This window comes from Schumannella sp. GW821-FHT10F01, assembly GCF_058809295.1.
Map to the genome: position 1 here is coordinate 79,409 of NZ_JBXASM010000009.1, position 24,140 is coordinate 103,548.

Annotated in this window: 20 protein-coding genes; 13 read left to right on the forward strand and 7 right to left on the reverse strand. The window is 73.4% G+C overall.

Going from position 1 to position 24,140, the window contains the following annotated elements:
* Positions 1–42: 42 nt before the first annotated feature.
* The 3 genes from AC1RSJ_RS11625 (at position 43) to AC1RSJ_RS11635 (ending at position 5,296) form a co-directional block, all read left to right on the forward strand.
* The gene (locus AC1RSJ_RS11625) at positions 43–804 is read left to right on the forward strand and encodes an ABC transporter ATP-binding protein (protein ID WP_493118548.1); all 762 of its coding nucleotides are present in this window, start codon (positions 43–45) and stop codon (positions 802–804) included.
* A complete protein-coding gene (locus AC1RSJ_RS11630) occupies positions 801–2,198 on the forward strand; it encodes an ABC transporter permease (RefSeq protein ID WP_493118549.1) in 1,398 nt (465 codons plus the stop codon). The genes AC1RSJ_RS11625 and AC1RSJ_RS11630 overlap by 4 nt, the downstream gene beginning before the upstream one ends.
* Before the next feature lie 245 nt (positions 2,199–2,443).
* Positions 2,444–5,296 carry an ATP-binding protein gene (locus AC1RSJ_RS11635; RefSeq protein ID WP_493118550.1) on the forward strand — a complete coding sequence of 951 codons (2,853 nt, stop codon included), beginning with the start codon at positions 2,444–2,446 and terminating at the stop codon, positions 5,294–5,296.
* Here the strand turns inward: AC1RSJ_RS11635 and AC1RSJ_RS11640 are convergent.
* Both AC1RSJ_RS11640 and AC1RSJ_RS11645 read right to left on the reverse strand, forming a co-directional pair.
* On the reverse strand, positions 5,278–6,048 hold the full coding sequence (locus AC1RSJ_RS11640; protein WP_493118551.1) for an ABC transporter permease: 771 nt from the start codon (positions 6,046–6,048) through the stop codon (positions 5,278–5,280). The two genes, AC1RSJ_RS11635 and AC1RSJ_RS11640, sit on opposite strands and share 19 nt — an antisense overlap.
* Positions 6,045–7,034, reverse strand: a complete 990-nt coding sequence (locus AC1RSJ_RS11645) for an ATP-binding cassette domain-containing protein (RefSeq protein WP_493118552.1) — start codon at positions 7,032–7,034, stop codon at positions 6,045–6,047. The genes AC1RSJ_RS11640 and AC1RSJ_RS11645 overlap by 4 nt, the downstream gene beginning before the upstream one ends.
* Before the next feature lie 215 nt (positions 7,035–7,249).
* Between AC1RSJ_RS11645 and leuA the strand changes: the two genes are divergently transcribed.
* Positions 7,250–9,016 (forward strand): 2-isopropylmalate synthase, encoded by a 1,767-nt coding sequence (gene leuA, locus AC1RSJ_RS11650; RefSeq protein WP_493118553.1) that lies wholly within the window; start codon positions 7,250–7,252, stop codon positions 9,014–9,016.
* Positions 9,017–9,291: 275 nt separating this feature from the next.
* On the opposite strand, the gene AC1RSJ_RS11655 is transcribed toward leuA, so the two are convergent.
* From AC1RSJ_RS11655 to AC1RSJ_RS11665, 3 genes are read right to left on the reverse strand one after another with little or no spacing between them, the layout of a single operon-like run.
* On the reverse strand, positions 9,292–9,954 hold the full coding sequence (locus tag AC1RSJ_RS11655) for a trimeric intracellular cation channel family protein (protein ID WP_493118554.1): 663 nt from the start codon (positions 9,952–9,954) through the stop codon (positions 9,292–9,294).
* Positions 9,951–10,466, reverse strand: a complete 516-nt coding sequence (locus tag AC1RSJ_RS11660) for a putative glycolipid-binding domain-containing protein (protein ID WP_493118555.1) — start codon at positions 10,464–10,466, stop codon at positions 9,951–9,953. Before AC1RSJ_RS11660 ends, AC1RSJ_RS11655 begins: the two co-directional genes overlap by 4 nt.
* 21 nt (positions 10,467–10,487) lie before the next feature.
* Positions 10,488–10,892, reverse strand: a complete 405-nt coding sequence (locus AC1RSJ_RS11665; RefSeq protein WP_493118556.1) for a hypothetical protein — start codon at positions 10,890–10,892, stop codon at positions 10,488–10,490.
* Positions 10,893–11,013: 121 nt separating this feature from the next.
* Here AC1RSJ_RS11665 and recO point away from each other — a divergent pair, with 121 nt between their 5' ends.
* Positions 11,014–11,745: a DNA repair protein RecO gene (gene recO, locus AC1RSJ_RS11670; RefSeq protein ID WP_493118557.1), complete on the forward strand. Its 732-nt coding sequence runs from the start codon at positions 11,014–11,016 to the stop codon at positions 11,743–11,745.
* Positions 11,742–12,563, forward strand: coding sequence for an isoprenyl transferase (locus AC1RSJ_RS11675; RefSeq protein WP_493118558.1), 822 nt, complete (start codon positions 11,742–11,744; stop codon positions 12,561–12,563). The genes recO and AC1RSJ_RS11675 overlap by 4 nt, the downstream gene beginning before the upstream one ends.
* A 275-nt stretch (positions 12,564–12,838) precedes the next feature.
* Here AC1RSJ_RS11675 and AC1RSJ_RS11680 read toward each other — a convergent pair whose 3' ends face one another.
* Entirely contained in the window at positions 12,839–13,414 is a 576-nt protein-coding gene (locus AC1RSJ_RS11680) for a P-loop NTPase family protein (protein ID WP_493118559.1), read from the reverse strand.
* Between the two features lie 149 nt (positions 13,415–13,563).
* Here AC1RSJ_RS11680 and AC1RSJ_RS11685 point away from each other — a divergent pair, with 149 nt between their 5' ends.
* The 5 genes from AC1RSJ_RS11685 to AC1RSJ_RS11705 are packed head-to-tail and all read left to right on the forward strand — an operon-like array spanning position 13,564 to position 19,403.
* Positions 13,564–14,244, forward strand: a complete 681-nt coding sequence (locus AC1RSJ_RS11685; protein WP_493118560.1) for an NUDIX hydrolase — start codon at positions 13,564–13,566, stop codon at positions 14,242–14,244.
* Between the two features lie 14 nt (positions 14,245–14,258).
* Entirely contained in the window at positions 14,259–15,560 is a 1,302-nt protein-coding gene (gene nadA / locus AC1RSJ_RS11690) for a quinolinate synthase NadA (protein WP_493118561.1), read from the forward strand.
* The gene (locus tag AC1RSJ_RS11695; protein WP_493118642.1) at positions 15,560–17,362 is read left to right on the forward strand and encodes an L-aspartate oxidase; all 1,803 of its coding nucleotides are present in this window, start codon (positions 15,560–15,562) and stop codon (positions 17,360–17,362) included. Before nadA ends, AC1RSJ_RS11695 begins: the two co-directional genes overlap by 1 nt.
* Positions 17,359–18,243, forward strand: coding sequence for a carboxylating nicotinate-nucleotide diphosphorylase (nadC, locus tag AC1RSJ_RS11700; protein ID WP_493118562.1), 885 nt, complete (start codon positions 17,359–17,361; stop codon positions 18,241–18,243). Before AC1RSJ_RS11695 ends, nadC begins: the two co-directional genes overlap by 4 nt.
* Entirely contained in the window at positions 18,240–19,403 is a 1,164-nt protein-coding gene (locus tag AC1RSJ_RS11705; RefSeq protein ID WP_493118563.1) for a cysteine desulfurase family protein, read from the forward strand. Before nadC ends, AC1RSJ_RS11705 begins: the two co-directional genes overlap by 4 nt.
* A 241-nt stretch (positions 19,404–19,644) precedes the next feature.
* On the opposite strand, the gene AC1RSJ_RS11710 is transcribed toward AC1RSJ_RS11705, so the two are convergent.
* Entirely contained in the window at positions 19,645–20,715 is a 1,071-nt protein-coding gene (locus AC1RSJ_RS11710) for a LysR family transcriptional regulator (protein WP_493118564.1), read from the reverse strand.
* Between the two features lie 75 nt (positions 20,716–20,790).
* Here AC1RSJ_RS11710 and AC1RSJ_RS11715 point away from each other — a divergent pair, with 75 nt between their 5' ends.
* Both AC1RSJ_RS11715 and AC1RSJ_RS11720 read left to right on the forward strand, forming a co-directional pair.
* A complete protein-coding gene (locus AC1RSJ_RS11715) occupies positions 20,791–21,939 on the forward strand; it encodes an aminotransferase class V-fold PLP-dependent enzyme (RefSeq protein WP_493118565.1) in 1,149 nt (382 codons plus the stop codon).
* Positions 21,940–22,193: 254 nt separating this feature from the next.
* Complete coding sequence (locus tag AC1RSJ_RS11720; protein WP_493118566.1) at positions 22,194–23,579, forward strand: glycine--tRNA ligase; 1,386 nt, start codon at positions 22,194–22,196, stop codon at positions 23,577–23,579.
* Positions 23,580–24,140: the final 561 nt, after the last annotated feature.

Here is a 24,140-nt window from a genome sequence, read left to right on the forward strand (position 1 = left end):
CGCCCGATCCGCCGCCGACCGCCCGTCCCTAGCGTCGAAGGCATGGACAGCAGCCTCGACGACGCGGGCCTCGTGGCCCGGGTCCACTCCCTCACCAAGACCTACGGCGGCGACGCCAACCCCGTGCACGCGCTGCGCGACGTGAGCCTCGGACTCCGCCGCGGCGAGTTCACCGCGATCATGGGCCCGTCGGGCTCCGGCAAGTCGACGCTCATGCACATCATGGCCGGACTCGACAGCCCGACCTCCGGCCGCGTGTGGCTCGGCGAGGCGGAGATCGGCACGATGGCCGACAGCCAGCTGACGCTCGTGCGCCGGCGGCGGGTCGGCTTCGTGTTCCAGGCCTTCAACCTCGTGCCGACGCTCGACATCGAGGGCAACCTGCTGCTCCCGTTCGAGCTCGACGGCCGGCGTCCGAGCGCCGAGGAGCGCGCCTGGATCGACCGGCTCGAGACCACCCTCGGGCTCGGCGGACGGCTCCGTCACCGACCGCACGAGCTCTCCGGCGGACAGCAGCAGCGCGTGGCGATCGCGCGAGCGCTCGCCACTCGGCCGGACCTCGTGTTCGCCGACGAGCCCACCGGCAACCTCGACTCGCGCACCGGCCGCGAGGTGCTGCAGCTGCTCGCCGCGGCCAGCAGCGAGTACGGCCAGTCGATCGCGATGGTCACGCACGACCCGATCGCGGCGAGCTACGCCGACCGCATCCTGTTCCTCGCCGACGGCCGCGTCGTCGACGACCGGCCCCGCATGGAGCCGTCCGAGATCTCCGCGATCATGCTCGCGATGGAGGCGGCGGCATGATCCGGTTCACGTTGAAGGGCAACGGGCCGAGCATCCTCGTCGCGGCCCTGAGCGCGTCGTTCGGCGTCGCGCTGCTGCACATCGGCAACGTGCTCGCCGCCGTCATCGGCGCGAACGAGCGCGCGGGCGAGAGCGAGTTCGCGGCCGTCGCGCTGCGGATCGTCGCCATCGTGTTCCTCGCGATCGCCGCCTACGTCGGGGCGATCGTCACGGCGAACACCTTCTCGACGATCATCGCCGGCCGGGTCCGCACGGTCGCGCTGCTCCGGCTGGTGGGCGCCTCCGCGGCCCGCCAGCGCCGAGCCGTGGCGCTGCAGGGCCTCGTGGTCGGCATCATCGGCGCCGCGATCGGCGGGATCGTCGGCACGGTCGCCGCCATGGGGATCACGCGGATCGCCGTCGACGCGGACTGGTTCCCGGCGCCGGCGTACGGCTGGTCCGATCCGGTGCTGATCCTGCCGATGGCGGGGGTCGTGCTGACCACCTGGCTCGCGTCGTGGGTCGGCTCGCGCCGGGTGCTCTCTGTGACGCCCCTGCAGGCCCTCGGCGGCTCGCAGGAGCTGAGCCGGGAGGAGGCCGTCCGACGTCCGCTGCGCAACGGCGTCGCGATCGCGTTCTTCGCCATCGGCACGGTGCTGCTCGTGCTCGGCGTCGTCGTCGGGCTCGCCTCCCCGTACGGCGTGTTCATCGGCCTCGTCGGCGGCATCGTCTCGTTCAGCGGACTCGTGCTCGGCGCCCACCTCGTCATGCCGCCGGCACTGCGGGTCGTCGGGGCGCTGGCGGGACGCTCGCCGAGCGCCCGGCTCGCGGCGCAGAACGCGCTGCGCTATCCGGAGCGGAGCGCACGGACGACGATCGGACTCGTCATCGGCGTCACGCTCATCACGACCTTCTCGGTCGCGCTGCAGAGCTTCGCGCAGATGGTGCTGCTCGGCACCGAGGGCGATCCGTCGCGTCCGCAGATCGAAGCGCTGCTCGGCGGGCTGCAGGCGGTATTCGGCGTGCTCGTCGGCTTCAGCGCCGTGATCGCGGCCGTCGGGCTCGTGAACAACCTCTCGCTCAGCGTGCTGCAGCGTACCCGTGAGCTCGGCCTGCTCCGCGCGCTCGGGTTCAGCGTGCGGCAGCTCCGGCGCATGGTGCTGGCGGAGAGCGCGCAGCTCACGGTGACGGCGGTGCTCGTCGGACTGGTGCTCGGCGGGTTCTACGGCTGGGCCGGGGCGCAGTCGCTGCTCGGGTCGGCCGGCGGCGGACTCGGCATCGTGCTGCCGGGCATCCCGTGGGCGGTGCTCGCCGTGATCGTCGTCGGCGCGGCGGTGCTGACCTGGGCCGCGGCGCTGGTGCCCTCTCGGCGCGCGACGCGGGTCTCCCCGGTGGAGGCGCTCGCGGTGCAGTAGCGGCCGCGGCCGCCGGGGGCTGCGCGGCGGCCGCGCGGCGGGTGGCTGCGCGGTCCGCCGGTGCGGCCCGGTTCGGGTGCGGCGCGGCTCGGGTGTCGGAAACTCAGGACTCCCGTGCCACCCGGCTCGGGATCCCGCTGATGCGCCACGCGACCGGATCGGGAAGTCCTGAGTTTCCGACACCGCGGCACGGAACGGCCGCGCGCGCGGCCCGGCATCCCGCCCCCGCGTCCTACGCTGAACCCGTGGAGATCCGGCTGTTCGGCGGCTTCGCGGTCGTCCACGAGGGTGCGCCGCTGGGGGTCGTCGGCGACCGGCAGCGCGGGCTCCTGTTCCGCCTCGCGCTCGAGCCCGGCACGGCCGTCTCGTACCGCGCGATCGCCGAGGACCTCTGGGACGACCTGCCGGACAACCCGCGCGCGAGCCTGCAGAACCTCGCCTCGCGGCTCCGCACGCAGCTGCCCCCGGGTGCACTCGCCTCGACCCCGGGCGGCTACCGGCTCGAGGTCGCGCGGGACGCCGTCGACGTCGCGCGGTTCCAGGACCTGGTCGTCCGTGCGACGAGGGCGGACGCCGACGCCGCCCCGACGATCGCCCGCGCCGCACTCGAGCTCTGGTCGGGCGAGCCGTGGACGCCCGGCGACGGCTACGACTGGCTGCGCAAGGACCTCGCGGAGGATCACGCCGCCGCGCTCCGTCTCGCGGGGTCTGCGGCCGCGACCGGGTCGGGGAGCGCGTCGACACCCGGTCCGGGGAGCCCGACGGGCTCGCGCATCCCGGCGCCGATCACGGGCCTCGTGGGCCGCGTCGCCGAGCTCGACCAGATCGCGGCGCAGCTCGGGAGCGGCCGGCTCGTCACCATCCTCGGTCCGGGCGGCGCCGGCAAGACCCGGCTCGCCGTGGAGGCCGCGCGCCGGCTGTCCGGCGCCACGCTCGTCGAGCTCGCCCCGGCCGGCCCCGACGAGGTCTGGGCCGCGGTGCTCACCGCGATCGGCCGCGAGCTGCGCGCCTCCGGCGACGTGGCACGGCCGGCGCCGAGCGTCGTGACGCAGACGGTGCGCGCCCTCGACGGCCGTGAGACGGTGCTCGTGCTCGACAACTGCGAGCACGTCATCGCGAGCGCCGCGGAGCTGTCGGCCGAGCTCCTCGCCGAGCTGCCCGGGCTGCGCATCCTCGCCACGAGCCGGGAGCCGCTCGGCGTGCCGGGGGAGGCCTTCGTGCCGCTCGGCCCGCTCGATCCGTCGTCCGCCGAGCGGCTCTTCGCCGAGCGCGTCCGATCGGCTCGCGGGCGGGGGCTCGATCCCGAGGAGGAGGCGGATGCCGCTCGGGTGCGCGACCGCCTCGACGGACTGCCGCTCGCGCTCGAGCTCGCGGCCGCGAAGGCCCGCACGCTGACCATGGCCGAGATCGCCGACGGCCTCGATCGCCGGTTCGAGCTGCTCGAGGGCTCGACCCGGGTCGGACTGCCGCGCCACCAGACGCTCCGCGCGCTCGTGGACTGGAGCTGGCAGCTGCTCGGCGACGGCGAGCGCGACGCCCTCGCGGTGCTGGCGAGCTACCCGGCCGGCGTCGCGGTGACGGACGCCGACCGGGTGACGGCGGCGCACGGCCTGCGTCGCGGGGATGTCGACGCGCTCGTCGACAAGTCGCTGCTCCAGCGCGTGCACGGGCGCTTCCGGGAGCTCGAGACGATCCGCGAATACGGGGTGGAGCGGCTGATCGAGCGCGCCGCGCTCGACCGGGTGCGCGAGGTCCAGGCCCGCCTGCTCGCCGACGAGATCGAGCGGCACGACGTGCTGCTCCGCGGGCCGCACATGCTGGACTCGCTCGAGTGGTTCGACACCGAGGACGACAACGTCGTCGCCGCGCTGCGCTGGAGCGTCGAGCATCCCGATCCGTCGCTCGCGCTCCGGCTCGCCGCCGGCTGCGGCTGGTACTGGATGCTCCGAGACCGCAACGAGGACGCGGTGTCGTGGGCGCGCGCCACCCGCGGATTCGCGATGGTCGACGACAGCGATCCCGGGCTGTTCGTCCGGGCGCTGACGATGATGCTCGAGCGCTTCGAGGACGACGGGCGCGAGGCGCGGATGCCGACCGCCGACGAGCTGGACGAGATCGACGACCTCATCGTCGAGCTGCGCGGCCGCGACGGGGAGCTGTTCGCGATCCTGCCGGAGCTGTTCGCCGCGATGACCTCCGCGCTGCGCTCCGGCGGCAGCATCCAGGACGCACGGGTGCGCATCCCGGAGGGCCGCCCGCTCTCCGACTGGTCGCGCGCGGCGCTGACGACGTTCCAGGCCGCGATGGCGCAGAACCGCGGCGACGTGGACGAGCTCGGCGAGGCGAGCGGCCGCGGCATGGAGCTGTTCGCGGCGGTCGGCGATCTCTGGGGCTCGGCGATCGCGCGGCAGATGCGCTCGATCTGGCTCATGCTGCAGGGCCGGCTCGAGGAGGCGCTGGAGCTCACGGACGCCGCGGCCGCCGACCTGTCGCGCGTGAGCCGCGGGCCCGACACGCTGCAGCAGCGCGGCGCCGCGATCGAGCTGCTCGCGCGGCTGGGACGCACCGAGGAGGCACGGCAGCGCGCGGACCTGCTCGTCGCCGCCGCCCGCGAGTCGGGCTCCGCGAGCCAGCTGCGCTACGCCCTGCTCGTGGCCGGCACGCTCGCGGTGCGGACGGGGGACGCGGTCGACGGTCGACGACTGCTCGGCGAGGGCGAGTCGTCCGCGCTGTCGTCGTGGTTCCCGCCGCAGCTCCGCGCGCTGTACGAGGTGCTGCTGGCGGAGGTGACCGGCGACCCGGTGCGCCGACGCGAGCGGCTCCGGATCGCGGTCGCCGAGGCCGAGGAGAGCCACGACCAGCCGGTCATGGCGGAGGTCGCGCTCGGCGTCGGCGCGGTCGCGCTCGACGAGGGCGACCCGGACACCGCGCGGACCGCGCTGCACGTGGCCCGCGCGCTCCGCGGCGCACCGGATCCGACGCATCCGCTCGAGCGCCGGATCGCGGGCGAGCTCGAGCGGGCGGGCGCCCCCGAGGGAGCGCCCGCCCTGAGCCGCGGTGCGGCGATGGAGCGGTTCGCTCAGATCCTGCGGCGGTAGGCCCAGGCCGCGAGCGGGAAGAACACCGCGACCAGCACGACGCAGGAGAGCAGCGTCCAGAGGATCTCGCCGCCGACGGTCTCGCCGGCCGCGAGGGCGTGCTGCCCGAGCAGCAGCCCGCGCATCGTCTCGATCACGTGCGTGACCGGGTTGACGCGCACCCAGGCCTGCAGCCAGTCGGGCATGGTGCTCGCCGGCACGAACGTCGACGAGCCGAACGTCAGCGGGAACGTGATGAGGAACGACAGCCCCTGCACCGCGCCGGACGACCGCGCCAGCATCCCGATGAACACCGAGACCCAGCACAGGCTGACGGCGAACACGATCATGAGCACGACCGCGAGCAGCACCTCCGCGGGCGAGGTCTGGAACCGGAACCCGATCAGCACGCCGAACAGCAGGCTCACCCCGGTCGCGATGGAGTGGCGCACGATGTCGCCGACGACGGCGCCGAACAGCGGAGCCGAGCGGGCGATCGGCAGCGACCGGAATCGGTCGAACACGCCGTTCTTGAGGTCGGTGTTGAGGTTCACGCCGATGGTCATCGAGGTGAACATGATCGTCTGCACGAGGATGCCCGGCAGCGCGAACTGCAGGTAGTCGTGGGTGGAGCCCGCGACCGCGCCGCCGAAGATGAACACGAACAGCACGGTCATGATGATCGGCTGCAGCGTCACGTCGAGGAACTGCTCGGGGTTTCTCGTCATCTTCGTGACGGTGCGGCGCGCGAGCACCAGGGTGTCGCTGATCATCGGGTGGCTCCTTCGAGCTCGGGGGACGCGTCGGCGTCGGCGGCGGACGAGCGGCTGCCGCCGTGCCCGGTCAGGGAGTAGAAGACCTCGTCGAGGCTCGGGAGTCGCAGTGACAGCTCGGTGACGCCGATGCCGTCCGCGGCGAGGGCCGCCACGGCGGCCATGAGCGCGTCGTCGCCCGCGACCGGGACGCTGACGAGGTCGGCGGCCGGATGCTCCGGCTCGCGCTGGCCGAGGCGGGCCAGCAGGGCGGTCACCCGCGGCACGTCCTCGAGGCGGGACGGCCGCACCTCCAGGGTCTGCCCGCCGACCTGTCGCTTCAGGCCCTGCGGGGTGTCGTGCGCGATGACGCGGCCGTGGTCGATGACCGTGATGTCCTCCGCCAGCGCGTCCGCCTCCTCGAGGTACTGGGTCGTCAGGAGCACCGTGGTGCCGGCGCGGGTGAGCGCGCGCACCATGTCCCAGACGTCGTCGCGCTTCGCCGGGTCGAGGCCGGTCGTCGGCTCGTCGAGGTAGACGACGCTCGGGCGGCCCACGAGCGAGGCCGCGAGGTCGAGGCGGCGGCGCATGCCGCCGGAGTAGGTCTTCGCGAGGCGGCGGCCGGCATCCGTCAGCTCGAACTCCTCGAGCAGCTCGGCGGCGCGGCGCTTCGCCTCCCGGGCGGGCAGGTGCAGCAGGCGTCCGATCATCACGAGGTTCTGCACACCGGTGAGGTCCTCGTCCACGCTCGCGTACTGCCCGGTGAGGCCGATGGTGCGGCGCACCGCGGCGGCGTCCTTCACGACGTCGAAACCGCCGACGCGGGCGGTACCGGAGTCGGGGCGCAGCAGGGTCGCGAGGATGCGGACGGCCGTGGTCTTGCCGGCGCCGTTCGGCCCGAGCACGCCGAGCACGCGGCCCTCGGGCACGACGAGGTCGATGCCGGCCAGGGCCTTCGTGGTGCCGAACGACTTGGTGAGGCCCTCGGCCTCGATCGCATTGGTCATGAGGACACCGTGCTCCCGGAGCGCTGTCACGGTGCTGTCGTGCGCTGTCAGCCGGTGTCGAAGCGGGTTCCGACGCCCTCGCGGGCGGGTGTAGCCTCGGATCGTGCGCTACGGCCAGCTTCTTCTTCGCTGCCGCGACGGGGCCTGATCCAACGGCCTTCCTCGTCGCGGAGTCCGTCGTCGGCTGTTCCCGTCCGTGACAGAGGAAGAGAACCATGAAGAACACCCAGCGCCCCTCCGGGATGCCGATCCATCGGTACCGCCCGTACGCCGAGCAGTTCCCCACCGACCTGCCCGACCGCACCTGGCCCGCGAAGACCATCACCGAGGCGCCCATGTGGTGCGCGGTCGATCTCCGCGACGGCAACCAGGCCCTGATCGATCCGATGAGCCCCGAGCGCAAGCGGGCCATGTTCGACCTGCTGGTCCGCATGGGCTACAAGCAGATCGAGGTCGGCTTCCCGAGCGCGAGCCAGACGGACTTCGACTTCGTTCGGCAGCTGATCGAGGAGGACCTCATCCCGGATGACGTCGTCATCCAGGTGCTGACGCAGGCTCGCGAGCACCTCATCGCCCGCACGTTCGAGTCGATCGCCGGCGCGAAGCAGGCGATCGTGCACCTCTACAACTCGACGAGCGTGCTGCAGCGCGACGTCGTGTTCCGCACCGACAAGCAGGGCATCGTCGACATCGCCCTGCAGGGCGCGCACTGGTGCAAGCAGTACGAGGCCACCGTGCCGGGCACGACCGTGTACTACGAGTACTCGCCGGAGAGCTACACCGGCACCGAGCTCGAGTTCGCCGCCGAGATCTGCAACAAGGTCATGACCGTGCTCGTGCCGACGCCGGAGCGCAAGGTCATCATCAACCTGCCCTCCACCGTCGAGATGGCCACGCCGAACGTCTACGCCGACTCCATCGAGTGGATGTCGCGGCACCTCGACCACCGCGAGAACGTCATCCTGAGCCTGCATCCGCACAACGACCGCGGCACCGCGATCGCGGCGGCGGAGCTCGGCTATCAGGCCGGCGCCGACCGCATCGAGGGCTGCCTCTTCGGCAACGGCGAGCGCACCGGCAACGTCGATCTCGTCGCGCTCGGCATCAACCTGTTCACGCAGGGGATCGACCCGCAGATCGACTTCAGCGACCTCGACGGCATCCGCCGCACCGCCGAGTACTGCAACCAGCTCCGCGTGCCCGAACGCTCGCCCTGGGCGGGCGACCTCGTCTACACCGCCTTCTCCGGCTCCCACCAGGACGCCATCAAGAAGGGCTTCGAGGCGATGGAGATCCGCGCGAAGGCGGAGGGCGTGGAGCTCGCCGAGCTCGAGTGGGCCGTGCCGTACCTGCCCGTCGACCCGAAGGACCTCGGGCGGGGCTACGAGGCCGTCGTCCGCGTCAACTCGCAGTCCGGCAAGGGCGGCGTCGCGTACCTGCTCAAGACCGACCACAGCCTCGACCTGCCGCGTCGGCTGCAGATCGAGTTCAGCCAGGTCGTGCAGGCGAAGACCGACAGCGAGGGCGGCGAGGTGACGAGCGACCAGATCTGGCGCATCTTCTCCGACGAGTACCTGCCGGCGCCCGAGTCGCAGCCCGACGACAAGTGGGGCCGCTACGAGCTGCTGTCCACGCGCACCGCGTCGGACCTGGCGGGCTCGGTCGCACTGGACATCGAGCTGCGGATCGGCGAGGAGGTGGAGGCGGCGACCGGCGCCGGCAACGGACCCATCGCCGCGTTCCTCGGAATCATGGCCGAGCAGGGTCACGAGATCCGGCTCTACGACTACGTCGAGCACACGCTGTCGGAGGGCGGCGACGCGCTGGCCGCGGCCTACGTCGAGCTGCAGGTCGGCGACGTGCGGCTCTGGGGCGTCGGCATCGACGGCGACATCTCGACCGCATCGCTCAAGGCGGTCGTGTCCGCGGTGAACCGGGCGGTGCGCACGCGCGCCGACGACCGGGAGCTCGCCGCGGTCTGACCCGGGTCACGCGTATCCGGAGGCCCGGGCGGAGCATCCGTCCGGGCCTCCGGTGTCTGCGGCGGGGCGGCTCGGCCTCCGGGCCGGGACCTGGACCGGGTGGAGGGCGCCGGTCCGCGGCGCGGGCTGCGGCGTCGGCGTCGGCGTTGGCGTTGGCGTCGCGAGCGTCGGAAACTCAGGACTCCCGCCGCACGTGGCCCGACGCACCACCGCGATCGCGACGAACAGCGACGCGGACTCCTGAGTTTCCGACCACCGCGCTCGATACCAGCTGGTCAGGTGCGCGGGCGACGCCCGGGGAACCGCCATGCCACGGCGCGCTGCTCGGGCAGCGTCCAGCGGAAGAGCACCGCGAGCACCCGGATCGCGGTCGTCAGCACCACGCAGCCGACGGCCGCCACCAGCACCGGAACGCCGAGGGCGACCATGAGGACGAGCGAGGCGGATCCGGCGATGGCGGCGACCGCGTAGAGCGATCCGACCTGCATGAGCGCGATCGGCAGCCCGAGCAGGAGGTCGCGCAGGATCGAGCCGCCGACCGCGGACACCGCGCCGAGGAAGATCGAGGGCACGAGCGGGAGCCCGAGCGACAGCGCCTTCGTCGTCCCGATCGCGCCGAACAGGCCGAGCGTCACCGCGTCGAGGCCGGCCAGCAGCGCGCGGAGGCGATGGAACAGCCGCTCGGCCGCCATCCCGACGAGTGCCGCGGCGGTCGCGACCGGCAGGTACCAGTCGCTGAGCAGCGCCGCGGGCGTCTGGGCGAGCAGCAGGTCGCGCAGGATGCCGCCGCCGAACCCGGTCGCGATGCCGATGATCGCGACGCCGAGCAGGTCGAGACGCCGGTCGCGGAACCCGGCCGCGAACAGCGCGCCCTGCAGGCTGCCGACCCCGACCGCCAGCAGGTCGGCCCAGAGCGGGATGGTGAACGCCGCGTTCACAGCCGCTCGAAGAGCCCCGGGTAGTCGACGACGAGCCCGCGCGCGTCGACGGTGATCTCCGCCTCGAAGTCGCCGTCGAGCGACTCGAACAGCCACACCCCCTCGTCGACGCGGGTGTAGCGCTGCGGATCGACGTAGACCTCGAGGTCCGGGAACGAGACGTAGGCCATGTCGAAGTCGCCCTCGTCCTCGTCGCCCATGCGCCGGATCGGCAGCGTGTTCGTGAACGGCGACACGGCGAGGTCGATGTCGACGCAGCCGGCGAGGTCGGCGCGCGGCTGCCCGTCGACGGTCCAGCCCTCTGCGCCGTGCTCGATCTCGAGCACCCGCTGGCCGGCGAGGGCCTCGAGGTGGAGCGTGCGGAACGTCCAGTCCCGGTCGAGCGCGACCTCGTAGGAGTACCGCCCGCGTGCGGAGTCGATGACGCCGGACGCCTCGATGCCGTCGGCGGAGTCCGTCAGGCTGAGCCGCTCGAGGCCGTCGACCTCGACGCCGCGCCACACGATCTGCATGGTCGCCAGTCTGGCATCCGGCTAGGGCCGCGGGCCGCGTCGGCGCAGCGCGGCGCTCGCGGAGCCGGCGACGTCGGGATCGACATCCTGCGCCAGACGCTCGAGCACGGCGTCGGGTGTGCCCCTCCAGCGCGCGACCATCTGCCGCTCGCCGGCGCCGCCGGACTCGGCGAGGGCGGCGATCTCGTCCTCGGACGGCGCCCAGCGCGTTGCCTTCATGGCCGAACTCGCGATGAACACGAGCACGCAGACGAGCGCGAGGTACCAGATGGCCGTGGTGACCGGCGCGCCGCCTCCGCCTGCGACGGTCAGCGCGATGCCGACGACGACCGCCGGGATGCCGACGACGAGCGACCCGATGCCGGCGCGGTACCAGACCCGGTAGCGGGCCGGGTCCATCGGGGTCTGTCGGAGGCCGACGTCCATGGGAGCTCCTTCGATCGCGGCAACGCTACCGCCCGCGGTCGCGCGAGAGCCTGCGGATCCGCTCGGGGATCGACGGGTGCGGCGTCAGCGGATCGTCGGGGGCGCGGGGGATGATGGGGCGGTGCCGACCTACCGTGACGACGTCGTCGTCCTGCGCACCCACAAGCTGGGTGAGGCGGACCGCATCGTGACGATGCTGAGCCGCCAGCACGGGAAGATCCGCGCCGTGGCGAAGGGCGTACGCCGTACGGCCTCGCGGTTCGGCGCCCGGCTCGAGCCGTTCATGGTCGCGGACGTGCAGTGCTACATCGGCCGCAGCCTCGACATCGTGCAGCAGGTGGAGTCGATCGGCGCGTACGGGGCGGACATCGCCCACGACTACGGGCGGTACACGGCGGCGACCGCGATGGCGGAGGCCGCCGACAAGCTCACCGACCACGAGGCCGGGCTGCAGCACTATCTCCTGCTCGTCGGCGCGCTGCGCTCGCTCGCGCGCGGCGAGCACGACTCCGGGCTCACGCTCGACTCGTACCTGCTGCGGGCGCTGTCGATCGCGGGATGGGCGCCGAGCTTCTCGGACTGCGCGGTCACCGGTGCGCCGGGTCCGCACACGCACTTCGTGGTGCAGCTCGGCGGCGTCGTGAGCGACGCGGCCGCCCCGCCCGGATCGCCGCGCGTCGCGCCGGAGGTCATCGCGCATCTCGGGGCGCTGCTCGCCGGCGACTGGGAGGCGGCGGAGGGCGCGGACGAGCGCACCCGGGCCCAGGGCTCCGGCATCGTCGCCGCCTACACCCAGTTCCACATGGAGCGCGGCCTGCGCTCGCTCGAGCACGTCGATCGGACGCCGGCGTGAGCCCGCGCCGGCTGCGCGCGCCGGGCCAGAAGACGCACCGCGACTCGATCGACTTCGTGCCCGTCGACTGGACCGGGCTCACCCCGCCGGCGCTGCCGCGAGCCGCGGTGCCCGGTCACGTGGCGATCGTCATGGACGGCAACGGCCGCTGGGCGAACCAGCGCGGCCTCCCGCGCATCGAGGGCCACCGAGCCGGGGAGGCGAGCCTGCTCGACGTCGTGGCCGGCGCCATCCAGGTCGGCGTGACGCATCTCAGCGTGTACGCGTTCTCGACGGAGAACTGGCGTCGGAGCCCCGAGGAGGTCCGCTTCCTCATGGGCTTCAACCGCGACGTGCTGCACCGCCGGCGCGACCAGCTCGACGAGTGGGGCGTGCGCATCCGCTGGGCCGGGCGCCGTCCGCGGCTCTGGCGGTCGGTGATCGACGAGCTGCGGTTCGCCGAGCGCCTCACCGAGGGCAACTCGACGCTGACGCTGACCATGTGCGTGAACTACGGCGGCCGCACGGAGATCCAGGATGCGGTGCGCTCGATCGCCGCTGAGGTCGCATCCGGTCGGCTCAGCCCCGACCGGATCACCGAGCGGACGATCGCGCGGCACCTCTACCAGCCCGAGCTGCCCGACGTGGACCTGTTCCTCCGCAGCTCCGGCGAGCAGCGCACGTCGAACTTCATGCCGTGGCAGGCGGCGTACGCGGAGATGGTGTTCCTCGACCGGCTCTGGCCGGACTTCCGCCGCACGGACCTGTGGCATGCGATCCAGATCTACGCGGACCGCGACCGGCGCTTCGGGGGAGCGGTGGACGCGCCGACGGCGTGAGCTCTGGGCCGAGGCCGGGTCGGGGCGCCGCGGCGGCGTCGCGTGCGGCCTCGGGTGTCGTGTCCCGATGTCGGAAACTCAGGACTCCCGCGCTGCCCGAGCGCGCGCGTCCGCGGGGTCTCGGGTGACGCCGCGCAGAGCTCCTGAGTTTCCCGACACCAGCACCGAAACGTGCACCAGCGCCGACATCAGCACCGACACGAGCACCAGCGCCGACGCCAGCACCGACACCGACACCGACACCGACACGGAGCCCGGCACAGCAACACCCCGGCTCACCCCCGGGGCAGCAGCTCCCCGCGCACGACCCGGCGCAGCCACTCGTCCGCGTCGTGCGGCGTGGCGAGCCGCACGATGGGCAGCTCGGGCCGGTGCTCCTCGACGAGCGGCACGCGCTCCCGATACTTGTCCCGGGTCGCCAGGGCCCAGCGGACGATGTGCTCATCCGGCTCCGTGAAGAACGTGCGCAGCGGCGGCTCCACGTTGCCGTGCCAGAGCACCTCGCGCCGCACGCGCCGGCGCACGGTGCGGCGCACGAGCCGCCCGAGCGTGACGCGGAACGGGTAGTCGAGCCAGACCAGCAGCTCGGCGCGCTCCAGCAGGCGCTCGCGTACGACGCGGTACTGCCACTCCGTGACCCAGGCGTCCCCGGCGACGAGCTCGTCCACCTCATCGACGAACTGCGGCCGCGGCACCCAGTTCGGGCCGTGGTACAGAGAGTCGATCTCCGTGTACGGCACGCCGAGCACGCCCGCCAGCTCGGATGAGAACGTCGACTTGCCGGATCCGGTCACGCCGCAGACCAGGATGCGCCGCGGACGCAGGGGGAGCGGATCGGCCGGTCCGAGCATGAGCCGATGCTACGCCGCGGGTTCGTGTCATGGCGACACGAAGGTGTATGCTCTGTTCAGGTCGCCGAGACACGAACTCGGAGGCCCCACCGCCGGATGTCCGGCGCCCAGCAGCACATCGCACGACCGAGCACCGGAGCGGAGGAGCCATGGCCGGCATCGACCTCGCCGTCTCCACGGTGATCTTCGCGCTGCGTCCGGCGCCGGGGGGCGACCGTCCGCGCGTCTCGCTGCCGCTCGTCCGCCGTCTCAGCGAGCCGTTCCAGGGCCGCTGGTCGCTGCCCGGTGGCTGGGCCCGGAACGACGAGGCCCTCGCGGCGGGCGCCGCGCGCACCCTGCTCGAGACGACCGGCGTCGCGCCCGCGTACCTCGAGCAGCTCTACGCCTTCGGCGAGCCGGACCGGTCGCCGACGGGCCGCGTCGTCTCGGTCGTCTACTGGGCGCTCATCCGGCCCGACCTCGCGGACGCGGCGGTCGAGGACGACAACGTGCGCTGGGTGCCCGCTGACGACCTCCCCGACCTCGCCTTCGACCACGAGCTGATCGTGCGCTACGCCCTCTGGCGGCTGCGCACGAAGATGGAGTACTCCCGCATCGCGCAGGCCTTCCTCGGCCTGACGTTCACCCTCGCGGAGCTCCGCGAGGTGCACGAGGCCGTCCTCGGCCGCTCGCTCGACCCGGCGAACTTCCGTCGTCAGGTCGAGGCCTCCGGCACGCTCGTGCCGACCGGCGAGCACCGCACCGGAGGGCGCCACCGCCCCCCGATGATCTACCGCTACGACACCGACATCGAGCTGGTCGACAACGGCCCGCTCGCCCCCTCGAGCTAGGAGCACCGAGCGTCATGCCCTCCGTCGAACTGCTGATCACGTCCGCCCCCGGCGAGGCCTGCACCCCCGATCTCGCGCAGGGGCCGTGGGACTTCGACACCGTGCCCGGGTACGGGCCGGGCTCGTCGATGGGCGACGTCATCCCCGTCGGCGCGCCGCGGCAGGGCGAGCTGCCGAAGGAGTACCGCGACGCCTCCGATGAGGAGCTCGACGCCCGCATCGTGGCCGCGAAGGCGACCCTCGGCGACCGCGTCGTCGTGCTCGGGCACTTCTATCAGCGCGACGAGGTCGTGAAGCACGCGGACTTCCTCGGCGACTCGTACCAGCTCGCCAAGGCGGCGCTGACGGTGCCGGAGGCCGAGACGATCGTGTTCTGCGGCGTGCACTTCATGGCCGAGACCGCGGACGTGCTGGCCCGCGACGACCAGCGCGTCATCCTGCCGAACCTGGCCGCGGGCTGCTCGATGGCCGACATGGCCGACATCGACAGCGTCGAGGACTGCTGGGCGCAGCTCGAGGCGCTGTACGGCACGGAGCCGGATGCCGACGGCCGGGTGCCCGTCATCCCGGTCACCTACATGAACTCCGCGGCCGCCCTCAAGGCGTTCTGCGGCCGGCACGGCGGCGTCGTCTGCACCTCGTCGAACGCCGAGACCGTGCTCGAGGACGCGTTCCGCCGCGGGCAGCGGGTGCTGTTCTTCCCGGACCAGCACCTCGGACGCAACACTGCCAAGCGGATGGGCGTGCCGCTCGACCGCATGCCGATGTGGAACCCGCGCAAGCCGCTCGGCGGCTCGACCGGCGACGAGCTGCTCGACGCGCGCGTGATCCTCTGGCACGGGTTCTGCTCGGTGCACCGCCGCTTCACGGTCGAGCAGATCGACGCCGCCCGCGCCGAGCACCCCGGCGTGCGCGTGATCGTCCACCCGGAGTGCCCGATGGCCGTCGTCGACGCGGCGGACGAGGCGGGCTCGACCGACCACATCCGCAAGGCCGTCGCGGCCGCGACCGAGCCGACGACCTTCGCGATCGGCACCGAGATCAACATGGTGAACCGACTCGCGGACGAGTTCCCGCAGCACACGATCTTCTGCCTCGATCCCGTCGTCTGCCCGTGCTCGACCATGTACCGCATCCACCCCGGCTACCTCGCCTGGGTGCTCGAGGAGCTCGTCGCAGGCCGCGCGCCGAACGTCGTCAGCGTGCCGGAGGACGAGGCCGCGGATGCGCGCGTCGCGCTCGAGCGGATGCTCGCCGCCGTGCCGCGGAACAGCAGCGCCACCGCACCCGGCGCCGGAGCCGGAGCCGGAGCCTGATCGTGCGCGTCCTCGTGATCGGATCCGGCATCGCCGGGCTGACGACCGCGCTGCACGCCGCGCGGCGGCACGACGTGACGATCGTGACGAAGGGCGCGGCAGACGACGGCTCGACCGCGTTCGCGCAGGGCGGGGTGGCCGCCGCGCTCGACGCTGGGGACGCGCCGGAGCTCCACGCGGCCGACACGATGCGCGCCGCGGCCGGCGGCGCCGATCCGCTCGCCGTCGCCGTGCTGACGCACGACGGGCCCGAGCGCGTGCGGGAGCTGGCGGCGCTCGGCGTCCCGTTCGACCGGGCCGGCGCCGAGCTGGCTCTCGGCACGGAGGCTGCGCACTCGCGGGCGCGGATCGTCCACGCCGACGGCGACGCGACGGGGCGCGCCATCGAGCGGACGCTGCTCGACGCGGTGCGCGGCGCCGGGATCGAGCTGCGCGAGGGGCTCGCGCTCGAGGACCTGATCGTGGAGCACGGCCGCGTCATCGGCGCGCGGCTGATGGACGCGGACGGCGGCACGAGCGCACTGCCGGCGGACGCGGTGGTGCTCGCCACGGGCGGCGCCGGCCGGCTGTACCGCCACACGACGAACGCGCCCGGTGCGACCGGCGACGGCATCGCCGCCGCCCTGCGGGCCGGCGCCGTCGTGGCGGATCTCGAGTTCCAGCAGTTCCACCCGACCGCGCTGGCCGTTCCGGGTACGCCGCTCATCTCGGAGGCCGTCCGCGGCGAGGGCGCCGTGCTGCGGGATCGGACCGGACGGCGGTTTCTGGTCGACGCGCACCCGGATGCCGAGCTCGCGCCGCGCGACGTCGTCGCCCGAGCGATCGCGGATGCGATGGCCGCGCAGGACGGCGAGCCGGTGCTACTCGACGCGACCGGGCTCGGCGCCGAGCTGCTCGGACGGTTCCCTGGTCTCACCGCACTGACCCGCGCGCACGGCTTCGACTGGACGCGCGAGCCCGTGCCGGTCACCCCAGCCGCGCACTACGGGATGGGCGGGATCGTCACCGACCTCGACGGCCGCACCAGCCTCCTCGGCCTGTGGGCCGTGGGGGAGTGCGCGCGCACGGGGGTCCATGGCGCGAACCGGCTCGCGTCGAACTCGCTGCTCGAGGGCGCGGTCTTCGCGGCGCGGGTCGCGGCGGCGCTCGACGGGGTGGGGCTTGACGCGTCTGCGCTCGAGGGCGTCGGGCTCGACGGCGTCGGGCTCGACGGGGTGGTGCTCGAGGGGGCGCCCGCGCCCGCGATGTCGGAAACTCAGGAGTCTCGACGCGAGCACGGGCATCCGCGTCGAGGATCTCGGCGCCCGACGCACGGGAGTCCTGAGTTTCCCGCGCCCGCCACCCGCACCCTCCCCGTCGCGAGGCCCTCGTCGCGCACGCTCTCCCGCACGGACCTCCAGGACCTCATGTGGCGGCACGCCGGTCTCCACCGCGATGCCGAGGGCCTCGCGGTCGCGCTCGACGTGCTCCTCAGCACCACACCCGAGCCCGAGGTCGGGATCGCCGGCATCGAGTCCCGCGCGCTCCACGAGCTCGCGATCGCGGTCGTCGCGGCCGCACTCGCGCGCACCGAGTCCCGCGGCGCCCATGCCCGCACGGACTTCCCCTCCGTCGATCCCGCGCTCGCGCACCCGATCCGCTGGCGGTCGTCCGCCGCCTCCGCGAGCCTCAGCCCCGCCGACCGCGACCCCGCCGAGCGGGGCTCCGCCGAGCGCGGCCCCGCCGATCGAGTACCCGCCGACCGCGGACCCGACCCCCGGCTCGACTCCGAGCCCGAGCACACCAGGAGCGCCGTCGCGTGACCGTCATCACCACCTCGACCCTCGGCACCACGCAGGTCGACGACATCATCCGCCGCGCCCTCGCCGAGGACGCGCCCTGGGGCGACGTCACCTCGGAGGCGCTCATCCCGGCGGAGGCGACCGCGCAGGTCGTGCTGGCCGCGCGGGAGCCGGGCGTGCTCAGCGGCATCGAGGTCTTCCGCCGGGTGCTCGAGCTCGTCGATCCGGACGTCCGCGTCGACCTGCTGTCGTCCGACGGCGACCGCTTCGGAGCCGGCGCCGTGCTCGCCACCGGGAGCGGACGCGCTCGCTCGCTCCTCCGGGCCGAGCGGATCGGGCTGAACCTCGTGCAGCGGATGTCCGGCATCGCAACGCTCACCGCGCGCTTCGTCGAGGCGGTCGAGGGGACCGGCGCGCACATCGTCGACACCCGCAAGACCACGCCGGGGCTCCGCATCCTGGAGCGGCACGCGGTGCGGTCGGGCGGTGGACGCAACCACCGCTTCTCGCTGAGCGACGCCGTCCTGGCGAAGGACAACCACCTCGCGGTGCTCCGAGCGCAGGGCCTCGACCTGCACGACTCCGTGCGCGCGCTGCGCGAGCGGGTCGGCCACACCGTGCACGTCGAGGTGGAGGTCGACGCGCTCGAGCAGATCGAGCCGGTCGTGTCCGCCGGTGTCGACACGATCATGCTCGACAACTTCGACGCCGCGATGCTGCGCGAGGGCGTCGCGATCGTCGCCGGCCGTGCGATCGTCGAGGCGAGCGGGGGCGTGGATCTCGGCACGGTCCGCGCCATCGCGGAGAGCGGCGTCGACGTGATCTCCGTCGGGGCCCTGACGCACAGCGTCCGGTCGCTCGATCTCGGGCTCGACATCCGCCTGGAGGCGGACGGCGCGTGAGCGTCCGCTACCTCGATCACGCGGCGACCTCGCCCGTGCGCCGGAGCGCGCTCGAGGCGATGTGGCCGTACCTGACCGGCGAGTTCGGCAACCCGTCGAGCACGCACGATCCGGGCCGCCGGGCCGCCGCCGCGCTGGACGATGCGCACCGGCGCATCGGCTCGGCCTTCGGCGCCCGGGCCTCGGAGGTCGTCGTCACGTCCGGCGGGACGGAGGCGGACAACCTCGCGCTGAAGGGCATCGTGCTCGCCTCGCGTCGCGGCCGGCACCTCATCGTGTCGGCGGTGGAGCACGAGGCGGTGCTGGAGTCCGCCGAGCAGCTGGTGCGGCTGCACGGCGCCGAGCTGACCGTCCTGGGGGTGGATCGCGACGGAATGGTGTCCGCTGACGAGCTGGCCGGGGCGCTGCGCCCGGACACGGCGCTCGTCAGCATCCAGCACGGCGGCAACGAGACCGGGACGGTGCAGGACATCCGCGCACTGGCGGCGATCGCGCACGAGGCAGGCTCGCTGGTGCACACGGACGCGGTGCAGTCGGCCGGCTGGCTGCCCGTCGGGCTCGCCGAGCTCGGCGTCGACGCGCTGAGCATCTCCGGGCACAAGCTCGGTGCGCCGAAGGGCGTCGGCGCGCTGATCGTGCGCGCCGGCGTGCCGCTCGAGCCGGTGGTCGCGGGCGGCGGTCAGGAGCGCGGGCGACGCAGCGGCACCGAGGATGTGGCCGGCGCGGTCGGGCTGGCCGTCGCGGTGGCCGAGTCCGAGTCGGAGCGGCGCGCCGGCATCCCGTCCCGTGTCACCGCGGAGCGCGACGTCCTGCTCCGAGAGGTCGTGGACGGGGCGCGGGCGACCGTGCCGGGAATCCGCGTCACCGGGTCGGTGGAGCACCGGCTGCCCGGCACGGCGTCGTTCGTGCTCCCCGGGCTGTCGGGCGAGGCGGTGCTGCTCGAACTCGAGCGCGGCGGGCTCATCGGGTCCGCGGGATCGGCGTGCGCCGCGGGACGCGATGAGCCCTCCGCCGTTCTGCTCGCCATGGGGTACTCCGAGGCGGACGCGCGGTCCGCGATCCGCTTCACGCTCGGGCGCGATGCGGAGGCCGGGCTCGGGGCCGAGGTGGCCGCGCGGACGGTCGCGGCCGTGGAGCGGGTCGCGGCGCTCGGGCGGTGAGGTCGCGTCGGCTTCAACCGCGACGGGTCCTGCGCTCGGGATGGGCGCCGGAGGTGGGCTCCGGAAGCGTGCGCCAGGGTGCGTGCTGGAGTGCCGGCGGCGCGGCCCCGCTGTCGGGAAACTCAGGAGTCCCGCGACCGGCCGCGCGCCCCGTGAGCACTCCGCTGCGAACGGCCACGCGAAGTCCTGAGTTTCCGACGCGGGAGCGCCCGACCGACCCGGGTTCAGGAACGTCGCCACCTCAGACCGCGACGAGCCCCCAGTCCGCTCCGTCGATCCCGCGGATCGCCGCGAGCGCCGCCGCGATCGAGGGGACCCGGCGCGCACCGGCCTGCACGACAACCTGGATGCTCCGGTCGCTGGAGGGGGTCGTGGCACGCACCGTCGCGCCCGGCGGGATCGGCGCCGTCGCGAGCGCGAGCCGGGGGAGCAGCGCCACCCCGAGGTCGGACGCCACCAGGTTGAGCACGGCGATCGCGTTGTCCGTCTCGAGCTCGATCCGGGGGTCCACGCCGACGGCGAGGCAGGCCGCGAGCAGATGGCCGCGGCAGAGCGGGCATCCGGCGATCCAGGAGTCCTCCGCGAGGTCCGCGAGCGCGACCGGGTCCGCGGCGATCGCGCCGAGGCCGGCGTCACGGCCGTCACCGCGATGGACGCCACGGTCGGGCCTGTCCGTCTCGCGCCGGTCGCGCTCGACACGGTCGCGCTCGGCACGCTCATCCCCGCCGCCGTAGCCCAGCACCCCGGCCACGAGCGGATGCGCGCTCGGGAGGGCGACGACGACCGGCTCAGTGAACAGCGGGACCGTCTCGAGCATGGCGCCGTCGCGGTGCGGATCGGCCCGGTCGCCCGGGTACTGGAACGTGATCGCGGCGTCGACGACGCCGTCGCGCAGCATCCCGAGCGCCTCCGGGGGCTCAGCCTCGACGTAGCCGACCGTGAGGCCGGGATGCGTGTCCCGCAGCCGGCGCAGCAGCCGCGGCACGATCGTGGACGACGCGGTGGGGAAGGCCGCGAGCCGCACGGACCCGGTCCGCATCCCGACGAGCTCGGCGAGCTCACCGCCGGCCGCGTCGAACGCGCTCGTGATCGCGACGGCATGCCGTGCGAGCACCATCCCGGGCTCCGTCAGGCGGACGCCGCGCCCTGACCGCACGACGAGCGGCGCGCCGATCCGCGCCTCCGCCCGGCGCAGGTGCTGGCTGATGGCGGGCTGGCTGTAGCCGAGGGCGCGGGCGGCGGCGCTGATCGTGCCGTGCTCGGCGATCGCGCGGACGATGCGCACCGAGTGCAGATCGATCTCCGGTTCCATGAGGTCACGGTACGTTATGCATTCCATCGAATACATGCCCTTGTCGCATGGATGACGAGAGCGGATGCTGGCCGCATGATCGCCACGAGGTCCGAGACCGCCACCGGGTCGGCGGACACCACCGCATCGGGGTCCGCCGCCGCATCGGGGTCCGCCACCGCATCGGGGTCCGCCACCGCATCGGCTTTCCGCTCACGCGAGGACGCCGCCGCCGAGTTCGGCGAGCCGCGCGGCTATCTCGCGGTCGCCTCCATCGGGCTGCCGCCGCGGTGCGCGGTCGAGGCCCTGACGGCCGATCTCACCGCCTGGGCGGCCGCCGACCGCGATCCGCAGGGCTACGACCCGGTGATCGACCGGACCCGCGGCTCCTACGCCTCCCTCGTCCGCGTCGGGCCCGAGCGCGTCGCGATCGGGTCGCAGACCTCCGTGCTCGCGTCGCTGATCGCCGCGGCCGCACCGGCCGGCGCGCGCATCCTGCTGCCGGACGGCGACTTCTCCTCGATCATGTTCCCGTTCCAGGCGCGCGGCGACCTCGAGGTCGTGACCGTGCCGCTGCCCGCGCTGGCGGAGGCCGTCGACGAGCGGACCTGGCTCGTCGGCTGGTCGTTCGTCCAGTCGGCCACGGGCGTGCTCGCGGCGGATGCGGACATCGTTGAGGCCGCGGCGCGCACCGGCGCGCTCACGCTCTGCGACCTCACGCAGGCGGCCGGCGTGCATCCGGTCGACGCATCGCGGTACGACGCGACCGTCTGCCACACCTACAAGTGGCTCTGCGCGCCGCGCGGGGTCGCCTTCCTGACGCTGAGCGAGCGGATGTCGGACCGCCTCCGCCCCCTCCAGGCGGGCTGGTATGCGGGCGCCGACGTGTGGCGGAGCACGTACGGGCCGGCGATGACGCTGAGCTCCGACGCCCGGCGGTTCGACGTGTCGCCGGCGTGGCAGGCGTGGATCGGCGCGGAGCAGTCGATCGGGCTGTTCGCGTCGCTCGACCTCGACGAGGTGTGGACGCACACGTCCGGCCTCGGCGACGCGCTCTGCGACGGGCTCGGCATCGCGCAGCAGCACCAGGCGATCGTGACCTGGCCCGACGCCACCGGGGACGACCTGCAGCGGCTGATCGCGGCCGGCATCCGGGTCTCGGGCCGCGCCGGTCGGCTGCGCGCGAGCTTCCATGTGTGGAACGACCTGTCCGACGTGGAGGCCGTGCTCCGCGCCATGGAGTGATGGCTGGTCCTGCCTGGTCGGGCCCGTGTCGCGGTGGTCGAGTTCCGGGTCTGGGCTGATCCGGTCGACGGCGCGGTGTCGGAAACTCTGGACTCGCGGGCCAGCCAGAGCCGATCGACCCCGCGATTCCCCGACCCCGCCGCCGATCCTCCTGAGTTTCCGACCCCCGCGCCGCGGCTAGGCTGGGAGTTCCGCACCACCGACCGCCGCCGCAGCCCTCGCCGCAGCGCCGGTCCGACCCCGGGAGCTCACTCTTGGCCGCCTCCGTCCTTGATTCCGTCATCTCGCTCGCGAAGCGCCGAGGCTTCGTGTTCCAGTCCGGCGAGATCTACGGCGGGTCGCGCTCCGCGTGGGACTACGGGCCGCTCGGCGTCGAGCTGAAGGAGAACATCCGCCGCCAGTGGTGGCAGACGTTCGTGCGCGGACGCGCCGACATGGTGGGCCTCGACTCGGCCGTCATCCTGCCGACGAAGGTGTGGGAGGCCTCCGGTCACGTCGCGACCTTCACCGATCCGCTGGTGGAGTGCCTGCACTGCCACCGCCGCTTCCGCGCCGATCACCTGGTCGAGGCGTTCGAGGCGAAGAAGAACCGTGCGCCCGAGGGCGGCCTCGCCGAGATCACCTGCCCGAACTGCGGCACGCGCGGCCAGTGGACCGAGCCGCAGCAGTTCTCGGGCCTCATGAAGACCTACCTCGGCCCGGTCGACAACGAGGAGGGGCTGCACTACCTCCGTCCGGAGACCGCGCAGGGCATCTTCGTCGACTTCCCGACGGTGGTGCAGACGAGCCGCAAGAAGCCGCCGTTCGGCATCGGGCAGATCGGCAAGGCGTTCCGCAACGAGATCACGCCGGGCAACTTCATCTTCCGTACGCGCGAATTCGAGCAGATGGAGATCGAGTTCTTCACCCCGCCGGCCGAGGCCGACGAGTGGTACGAGAAGTGGATCGCGGACAGCGTCGCGTGGTTCACCGACCTCGGACTGAACCCGGAGAAGCTGCGCCGCCTGGATGTGCCGGACGGCGAGCGCGCCCACTACTCGACCGCGACCGCGGACCTCGAGTACGAGTTCGGGTTCGCGTCCGGCGACGGGTGGGGCGAGCTCATGGGCGTCGCGAACCGCACGGACTTCGACCTCACGAACCATCAGACGGCGTCGGGGGAGGACCTCCGCTACTTCGACCAGGCCACCGGCGAGCGGTACATCCCCTACGTGATCGAGCCGTCGTTCGGCCTGACGCGCGCGATGATGGCGTTCCTAGTGGATGCCTACGCCGAGGACGAGGCGCCGAACGCGAAGGGCGGCGTCGACACCCGCACCGTGCTGCGGCTCGACCGCCGGCTCTCGCCGATCAAGGCCGCGGTGCTCCCGCTGTCGCGCAACGAGCAGCTCTCGCCGGTCGCGCGCGAGCTCGCCGACACGCTGCGCAAGCACTGGTCGATCGACTTCGACGACGCGGGCGCGATCGGACGCCGCTACCGCCGCCAGGACGAGATCGGCACGCCGTTCGCCGTCACGGTCGACTTCGACACCCTCGAGGACCGGGCCGTGACCGTGCGCGAGCGCGACACGATGTCGCAGGAGCGGGTGGGGCTCGACCGGCTCGAGGGGTACCTGGCCGAGCGGCTGCTCGGGGCGTAGTCCCGCCTGGGCTGGGCTGTGCCCGCTCGGGATGCGGGTGCACGGTCGGCGGCGGGCTCCTCGGCGTGTCGGCGGTGTCGGAAACTCAGGACTGCCGATCTATCCGACTGCAGCGCCACCGGTTCCCGCGTGGTCATTGATCGCGGACTCCTGAGTTTCCGGCAGCGCGGAACGCGACAAGCTGACTCGACTCCTCCACAACGCCCGGGTCGGTGTTCTCTCCACCTCACGCACCGCGCGAGCGCTGAGGTCCCTCGACCCCGCGCACGCTCGATCCGTGGTCCTGGATCTCGCGGAGTACGTCTCGCGGCACGGCGGCTTCGCCCGCACCCGTGAGCTGCTCGCGGCCGGAGCCTCCGAGCGGGCGCTGACCGCCGCGGTGCGAGCCCGTGTGCTGATCCGCGCCCGCAACGGCTGGTACAGCACGCGAGCCGCGGATGACCCGGAGCTGCTCGCGGTCCGCGTCGGAGGGGTGCTCACCGGGATGTCGGCGCTCCGTCGACTCGGTGCGTGGGACTGGGCTGCCTCGACGTCGCTGCGCGTCGCTGTACGGTCCGGGGA